General features: G+C 71.4%; 6 protein-coding genes. 3 read left to right on the plus strand and 3 right to left on the minus strand.

Features of this window, described 5'->3' with window-relative positions:
- Positions 1-85: 85 nt before the first annotated feature.
- The 3 genes from KME77_RS07740 to KME77_RS07750 all read right to left on the minus strand — a co-directional run bounded on the left by KME77_RS07740 (position 86) and on the right by KME77_RS07750 (position 4,875).
- A complete protein-coding gene (locus tag KME77_RS07740; protein ID WP_219463413.1) occupies positions 86-2,512 on the minus strand; it encodes a transglutaminase TgpA family protein in 2,427 nt (808 codons plus the stop codon).
- 37 nt (positions 2,513-2,549) lie between these two features.
- Positions 2,550-3,812: a DUF58 domain-containing protein gene (locus KME77_RS07745; protein WP_219463415.1), complete on the minus strand. Its 1,263-nt coding sequence runs from the start codon at positions 3,810-3,812 to the stop codon at positions 2,550-2,552.
- An 85-nt stretch (positions 3,813-3,897) separates the two neighbouring features.
- On the minus strand, positions 3,898-4,875 hold the full coding sequence (locus tag KME77_RS07750) for an AAA family ATPase (protein WP_219463417.1): 978 nt from the start codon (positions 4,873-4,875) through the stop codon (positions 3,898-3,900).
- A gap of 473 nt (positions 4,876-5,348) precedes the next feature.
- Here KME77_RS07750 and mraZ point away from each other — a divergent pair, with 473 nt between their 5' ends.
- The 3 genes from mraZ to KME77_RS07765 form a co-directional block, all read left to right on the plus strand.
- Positions 5,349-5,780 carry a division/cell wall cluster transcriptional repressor MraZ gene (gene mraZ, locus KME77_RS07755; RefSeq protein ID WP_219463420.1) on the plus strand — a complete coding sequence of 144 codons (432 nt, stop codon included), beginning with the start codon at positions 5,349-5,351 and terminating at the stop codon, positions 5,778-5,780.
- 216 nt (positions 5,781-5,996) lie between these two features.
- The gene (rsmH, locus tag KME77_RS07760; protein ID WP_219463422.1) at positions 5,997-6,968 is read left to right on the plus strand and encodes a 16S rRNA (cytosine(1402)-N(4))-methyltransferase RsmH; all 972 of its coding nucleotides are present in this window, start codon (positions 5,997-5,999) and stop codon (positions 6,966-6,968) included.
- On the plus strand, positions 6,952-7,315 hold a 364-nt coding region (locus KME77_RS07765; RefSeq protein ID WP_372451151.1), incomplete at its 3' end, for a hypothetical protein. The genes rsmH and KME77_RS07765, both read left to right, overlap by 17 nt.

Consider the following 7,315-nt stretch of genomic DNA (forward strand, 5'->3'; position numbering starts at 1 on the left):
TGCGGCCGCCCCCTTCCGAGGGGACGGCCGCACGGTCGGTCGGGTGATTCCGGTGAGCCCTGCCGGGCTCACTTCCGGCCGGTTCCTATGAGCCCTTCTGGGGCGCCGCCCGCCGCAGCCTGATGTTCTCCAGGCGGTCGAACCCGTCCAGCACACGCTCGCCCAGCCCGCGCAGCCGCCGCAGCGTCGACGGGGGCAGCAGCACCGCCCGCACCCGCCTCGACCGCGACACCGTGGCCGCCAGCGCCTGCCGCACCTTCCGCAGGTCCTTGCGCATCGGCCCGATCTCGCCGGCGTCGCGCGCGAACAGCGCCCGCTCCACCGCCGAGGCGATCGCCGCGACCGCCGCCGCCGACTCGGCGTCGAACTCGTAGCGCTCGGTCAGCCGCCGCGCCAGCGCGCGGGGCGTCTCGCTCGGCTCGCGCGCCATCCCGTAGTCGTGCAGCGCGTCGTCCAGCTCCGCCCACGCGGCCGCCACCGCCGGATGGCTGCCGGCCATCATCCGGGCGGTCACCTCGTCGGACGGCTCCGACACCTTCCAGCCCAGGACGCGCACCCGCCTGCTCCTGGTGATCAGCCGCAGCCCCGCCGGGATCAGCAGGACGAGCAGCAGCACGCCCGCGCCGATGCCGATCTTGCCGATCAGCGGCATCGAGTCGTCCACCGGCATCCCGCTGTCGGCGATGGTGGCCTCACGGTCCAGCGCCCGGGGGTTCTCCCGGTTCTGCGGGTCGAGCGGCGAGTCGTCGGCCGAGCTCGTCGCGCCGGGCGTCGGGGAGGAGCTGTCGGCGGTGGAACGGGGCGCCGGCTGCGTGTACGCGGGCACCCGCGCGCTGCCCTGCCCGAGCGAGCCCGTCGGCGTCGGCTCGAACGGCAGCCACCCCACACCGTCGAAGTACAGCTCCGGCCACGAGTGGGAGTCGTTCGTGCCGACCATCCACCGGTCGCCGACCTTCGTGCCGCCCGTGTAGCCGATCGCCACCCGGGACGGGATGCCCACGATCCGGGCCAGGATCGCCATCGACGCGGCGAACTGCTCGCAGTAGCCCGCCCTGCTGCGCAGCAGGAAGTCCTTCAGCGCGCCGTTGCCGTGACCCTGCGTCCGCAGGCTGTAGGTGAAGTCGCCGGTCTTGGTGAAGAACTCCTGGAGCTTCACCGCGGCGTCGTAGGTGGTGCGCGCGCCCGCCGTCTCCTTGAACGCCAGGTCCTTGACCTCCTGCGGCAGGTCGTCCGGCAGCTTGGTGTACCGGGCGTCCACCGCCGCCGCCCTCGCCTGCGGCAGCGCCTCCAGCTGCTCCGGCGTCACGTCGGGCTCGGTGGTGAACACGTTGTACTCGGCGCCCGCGGCCTCGTCCCTGGTGGAGAAGACCATGAGCGTGCTGACGTCGGCGCGCCAGTCACCGTCGATCTCGATGCTGCGCGGCGGGTAGGGCAGCGGCAGGAACGACAGCCGCGCGATCTCCTCGCTGATCTGGATCTGGGTCGACAGGGGAGTGGTCCGCGTCTGCGCGGACAGGCCGGGAACCGCGGGCAGCTCCCCGTTCTCCGTCCTGTTGTCCGGCGACCCCTTCGGCTCCGTCATCCCGAACTGCTCGCCATCGAAGGTGTCCAGCGAGTAGATCCGCAGGTAGCGGGGAGTGTTGTCGCTGTTGGTGTACGACAGCACGATCCGGCGCTCGGGCAGCTCCAGCTGGCCCTTCAGGTTGGCGATCGGGTTCGGGATGCTGATCGAGTTGCCCTTGCCGGGCCCACTGCCGCCCACGCCGAACGTGAAGAACGACACCGGCTCCATCACCGGCAGCGCCGCGGGCACCAGCACGGCCAGCGCGATCGCGGCGAACCCGATGCGCTTGCCCGACAGGCGCAGCCCGCGCGTGTCGGCCGTCTCCTTCGCCGCCCCCGACGGGGAGGTGGCGATGCGGGTCCGCCTGACCAGCACCGCGCGGCCCCAATGGCCGACCCGTTCACGGCCGTCCGCGATCAGCATCCCGGTGAACCCGAGCGCCGCGATGATGAACGCGGGCCAGCTGATCGGGTCCGGCAGGATCGTGGCCGGGACCGTGGCCAGCGCCAGCATCGGCAGCCCGGCCAGCGCCGCCCGCCGCAGCCGCGCGGCGAACAGGTCCACCAGGATCGCGATGAGCCCCACGCCGCCGGTCGTCAGCAGCGCGATGCCCTCGTTGGCCGGCACCGGCGCGGCGAACCGCTGGATGTCGGTCCAGCCCGTGGCCAGCAGCTTGGCCAGCTCCACCACCGACCCCTTGGTCGGCACCACCCACGCCCACGCCTTGTCCGAGGCGTACGCGAGCGTCAGGTAGATCAACATCGAGGCGACGCTCACCAGGGCCGCCGCCCACGCGGGCAGCGACAGCCGCCCGCTCACCAGGCTGCCGGCCATCACGGCCAGCACGGCGCCCAGCGAACCCCAGAACCACGCCCCGCCCTGGAACAGCGGGTACAGCAGGATGGCCGAGCAGAACGTGGCCACCGCCGCCGCGACCGACAGCCTCATGCCGTACCTCCCGCCGTCACCGGCGCGACCCATGACCTCATGCCGCGCCTCCCGCCGGGCTCAGCGCGTACCGTCCCCGGTTGGCGGCGTCCTGCCACACCGACGGGAGCGGCACGCCGGCGGGCAGGCGCACGATGCGCCACCCGTAACCGGCCAGCACGCCCTGCACCGCCTGGTAGTTCTCCGCCGCGCCCGGCTCGGCGCCGTCCCACGTGTCCACGTCCAGCAGCACCGCCACACCGGTGATGCCGCTGTGCCTGAGCCTGGCCAGGTCCCTGGCCTCCTCCGGGTCCAGCGAGCCGAGCACGGCCACGATCAGCCCGTCGCCGCCGCCCTGCCGCAGCGCGGACACGCCCATCTCCAGCGAACGGGCCTGGCTGTGCCGCACCACCGCGAGGGTGTCCAGCAGCGACCAGCTCAGCCCCGTGTCGGTCAGGTGCTCGGCGCCCTGGTCGGTGACCAGCCGCAGGCCCAGGCCCTCATGCGCCAGGTGCACGCCGATCGAGGCCGCCGCCGAGACCGCCACCTCGAACGAGGAGCGCGGCCCCTCGCCCCGGTGCGCGTAACGGCGCGTGTCCAGCAGCAGCGCGCCACGGCTCTGCCACTGCTGCTCCTCGCGCCGCACCATCAGCTCGCCGTGCCGCGCCGTCGAGCGCCAGTGCACCCGCCGCAGGTCGTCGCCCTGCCGGTACTCGCGCGGGGCCACGTCGTCGTCGCCGGCCGCCGCCACGCTCCTGGTGCGGCTGTCGCCGCCACCGGTCCACTCGCCGGACAGCCGTACGTGGGGCAGCGCCACCACCTGCGGCGTCACCACCAGCGTGTCGCTGATCGTGAACGCCCGGGTCAGCTCCACCAGCCCGAACGGGTCGGTGATCCGCACCGACAGCGGGCCGATCGTGTACCGGCCGCGCAGGTCCGACCGGACCCGGTAGTCGATCTCGCGGATGCCGCGCGACTCCACCCGGTCCAGCACGAACCTCGGCCGCACGCCCAGCGCGTACGGCACCGTGTCCTCGATCAGCAGCAGACCGGTGGGCAGCCGGGTCACGTTCTCCAGGCGCAGCGTCACCGTCGCCTCGCCGCCCACCTCCGCCCTGGCCGGGTCCAGGCGCCGGGCGCAGCTCAGCCGGTAGCGGGTGCGCGAGGCCACCATCGCGGCCAGCAGCGGCAGCGCCGTCACCAGCACCCCGATCCTGAACAGGTCGTTCTCGCCCAGCAGCACGGCCATCACCAGCGCGGCCACACCGGAGGCGAGGAACGAGCGTCCTCTGGAGGTCAGCGCCCGCAGTCCCGCCCTCACCGCGCCACCCCCGTCGGGGCCGTTTTCATCAGGGCCGCTTTCATCAGGACCGCTTCCATCAGGGCCGCCCCCGTCAGGCCCGCCCTCACGATGCTCGCGTCTCCGGCACCGGTACGCGCCTGACCAGCTCGGTCACCACCTGCTCGGGCAGGCGGCGCTGGCCCTGGGCCTCCACGCTGGGCAGCAGCCGGTGCGCCAGCACGGGCACCGCCAGCTCCTGGAGGTCGTCCGGGATGACGTAGTCACGCCCGGCCAGCGCCGCGTTCGCCCTGGCCGCCCGTACGAGCTGCAGCGTCGACCGCGGGGAGGCGCCCAGGCGCAGGTCGGCCGAGTGACGGGTGGCCACCACCAGGTCGATGGCGTACTTCTTGACCGCCTGCGAGACGTACACGCCGCGCACCGCCTCGATGAGCGCGCGCACCTCGGCGGTCGTCGCGACCGGCTCCAGCTTGTCCAGCGGCGAGGTGCCGCCGTGCACGTCGAGCATCTCCAGCTCGGCCGCCGGCTCCGGGTAGCCCATCGCGATCCGCGCGGTGAAGCGGTCGCGCTGCGCCTCCGGGAGGGGATAGGTCCCTTCCATCTCGATCGGGTTCTGCGTGGAGATCACCATGAACGGCGCGTCGAGCGCGTACGTCACGCCGTCGACGGTGACCTGGCGCTCCTCCATGCACTCGAGCAACGCCGACTGGGTCTTGGGCGAGGCCCGGTTGATCTCGTCGCCCACGACGATGTTGGCGAACACCGGCCCGGGCTTGAACTCGAACTCCCGGGTCTGCTGGTTGTAGGCGCTCACACCGGTGATGTCGCTGGGCAACAGGTCGGGGGTGAACTGCACCCGGCGCACCGGGCAGTCGATGGACTTCGCCAATGCCTTGGCCAGCATGGTCTTGCCGACACCGGGCACGTCCTCGATCAGCAAATGACCTTCTGCCAGCAGAACGGTCACGGTGAGGCGGACGGCGTCCCCTTTGCCCTCGATCACCGACTCGATCGCGTGCCGAATCCGGTGTGCGGTGGAGACCAGCTCGTCGAGCTGGGGAGGGACGTCATGGGTTACTGCCACCAGGCCTCCATGAGAAGTGCTACGGCAGTCCCGCGCGCGAGGATGTCATTGCGGGAGCCATGCCATTCCTTTTCCATTGTGTGTACGACCCTACGACGCTGTGGGTTCTGGAGCGACTTTTGTGGATATTCCAGAAGACCTGCTCCGGTTCCGGTTCTTGTGTCGTACGGGTGCGAATCTGGTGACACGAGCCCTCTCGCGGCGCTCCACTTTCCTCCACACGGGGCCGGCCGAAGCGTGGTATGCGGTAATTCCAAGGTCATTTCAACCCTCGACACGCCCATGAGGGTTCTGTCGAGCCCCACCGCGCTCCACCCCGCTCCGACGCTCTGACCTGCGCAAACGTGAAGCAAACCGGTGGCGACCAGGGTTGGAATCAGTTGACGGTGGGGAGAAGTGGAGTATGGTGGTGCGCAGTGGAGGGCCCGGTGCGCCAGCGCTGAGCGCTTCGCTAGGCACGGGAGGTGGCGCCGATGTTCCTCGGCACCCACCAGCCGCGCCTGGACGACAAGGGACGGCTGTTCCTGCCGGCTAAGTACCGTGAGGAGCTGGCGGAGGGTCTTGTGATCACCAAAGGCCAGGAGCGATGCCTCTACGTCTTTCCCGTGGAGGAGTTCCAGCGCATTACCGAGGCTCTCAGCACCGCCCCGGTCACCGCCAAGGCGGTGCGTGACTACAGCCGCGTCTTCTTCGCCAGCGCGTCCGACGAGACGCCTGACAAGCAGGGGCGCATCACCATCCCGCAGGGCCTGCGCCAATACGCGGGACTCGTGCGCGACTGCGTCGTCATCGGGGCCAACACCCGGCTGGAGATCTGGGACGCCCAAGCCTGGGACACCTATCTCAGCGCGCAGGAGCAGGCGTTCGCCGATCTGTCGGAGGAGGTGCTGCCAGGGATTCTCTAGAGCCACGGTCGATCCGTCGGAGATGTCGTTCGGCGAGGTCTCCACCCGCAACCACTGCCCGCCAGCTGATGCACCTTCCCCGGTGTCAGATGGCAGGCGTCCACGAAGAGGGTGCGGATGGGGACCTGGCCGGACGGCGCCGGGTGGGGGCCAGGTGGGCCGAGGATCGTCCGTTACGCGTCATCCGCGAGCAAGGACGCGAGAGGGGGGTTGGAGATGTACGAAACCACAGGCACAGGCGGTCACGTACCGGTCATGCTCGACCGCGTACTGGAGCTGATGGCTCCGGCGCTGACCGGTTCCCGGCCCGTCGTCGTCGACGCCAACCTCGGCCTCGGTGGTCACTCGGAGGCCCTGCTCGCCCGTCATCCGTCCCTTCACCTGATCGGCATCGATCGCGACCCTTTCGCGATCGAGTTCTCCACGCGCAGGCTCGCCGCCTACGCCGACCGCGCCACGCTGGTCCACACCACGTCCGACCGGCTGGCCGAGGTGCTGGCCGAGGCGGGCCTGGAGAGCGTCGACGGGGTGCTGTTCGACCTCGGGGTGTCCTCGCCGCAGCTGGACGAGGCCGAGCGCGGGTTCGCCTACTCCTACGACGCTCCGCTCGACATGCGGATGGACACCGACCAGGAGCTCACCGCCGAGAAGGTGGTCAACACCTACTCGGCCGGGCAGTTAACCCGGATCCTGCGCGAATACGGCGAAGAACGATTCGCGCCGCGTGTCGCGAGCCTAATCATCAAGGAACGGGGCAAGGACCCCATAACTTCTACTAAGCGGCTGGCTGAGATCGTCCGCCAGGCGATACCAGCCGCGACCCGGCGTACCGGGGGTAACCCCGCCAAACGAACTTTTCAGGCGCTGCGCATCGAGGTGAACGCGGAGCTCGTCGCCCTGGAGGCGGCGCTGCCCGCGGCCCTCGACGCGCTGGCGCTGGGTGGGCGAGTCGTCGTGCTCTCCTACCACTCCCTGGAGGACCGGCTCACCAAGCAGGTCCTCGTGGCGCGAACCAGGGACACCAGCCCGCCCGGGCTGCCCGTCCCACTGCCGGCGCACCAGCCGCGGTTCCGCCTGGTGACGAGGGGAGCAGAGCTCCCAGGCGAAGAGGAGGAGGCCCGCAACCCGCGGGCGGCCTCGGCCCGGCTACGGGCGGCAGAGAGGATCCGTGTTGACCACGAGGACTGAGCAGGAGACCAGGCGGGGCGCGCCCGTCCGCGGCGCCTCGTCCGCGCAGGGTCGTACGACGGCCCCGCGCGGCCCCGGCGTGCCTCACCAGTCCAAGCCCATGCCGCGCCCGCGGCCCGGCGAGCCCGAAGGCGGCCCTGTCAAGGACGGCACCGTCAAGGGTGGCACGGTCAAGGGCGGCACGGTCAAGGGCGGGCCCGTCAAGGACGGCGCCACCACGACGCGGCCCGACCGGACCCGTGACGGCGCGACCACGACACGGCCTGAGCGGACGCGTGACGGGGCGGCCGGCGCGCGGCCCCGTGGCGAGCGCGCCGCGGCCTCGCGCCCGGCGCTCAAGCGGCGGC

This window comes from Nonomuraea rhizosphaerae (assembly GCF_019396405.1).
Taxonomy (GTDB): domain Bacteria; phylum Actinomycetota; class Actinomycetes; order Streptosporangiales; family Streptosporangiaceae; genus Nonomuraea; species Nonomuraea rhizosphaerae.

Excerpts from the sequence above, each read along its gene's own strand:
- mraZ (WP_219463420.1), top strand. The coding sequence starts at position 5,349 with ATGTTCCTCGGCACCCACCAGCCGCGCCTGGACGACAAGGGACGGCTG.
- KME77_RS07740 (WP_219463413.1), bottom strand. The coding sequence starts at position 2,512 with ATGAGGCTGTCGGTCGCGGCGGCGGTGGCCACGTTCTGCTCGGCCATC.
- rsmH (WP_219463422.1), top strand. The coding sequence starts at position 5,997 with ATGTACGAAACCACAGGCACAGGCGGTCACGTACCGGTCATGCTCGAC.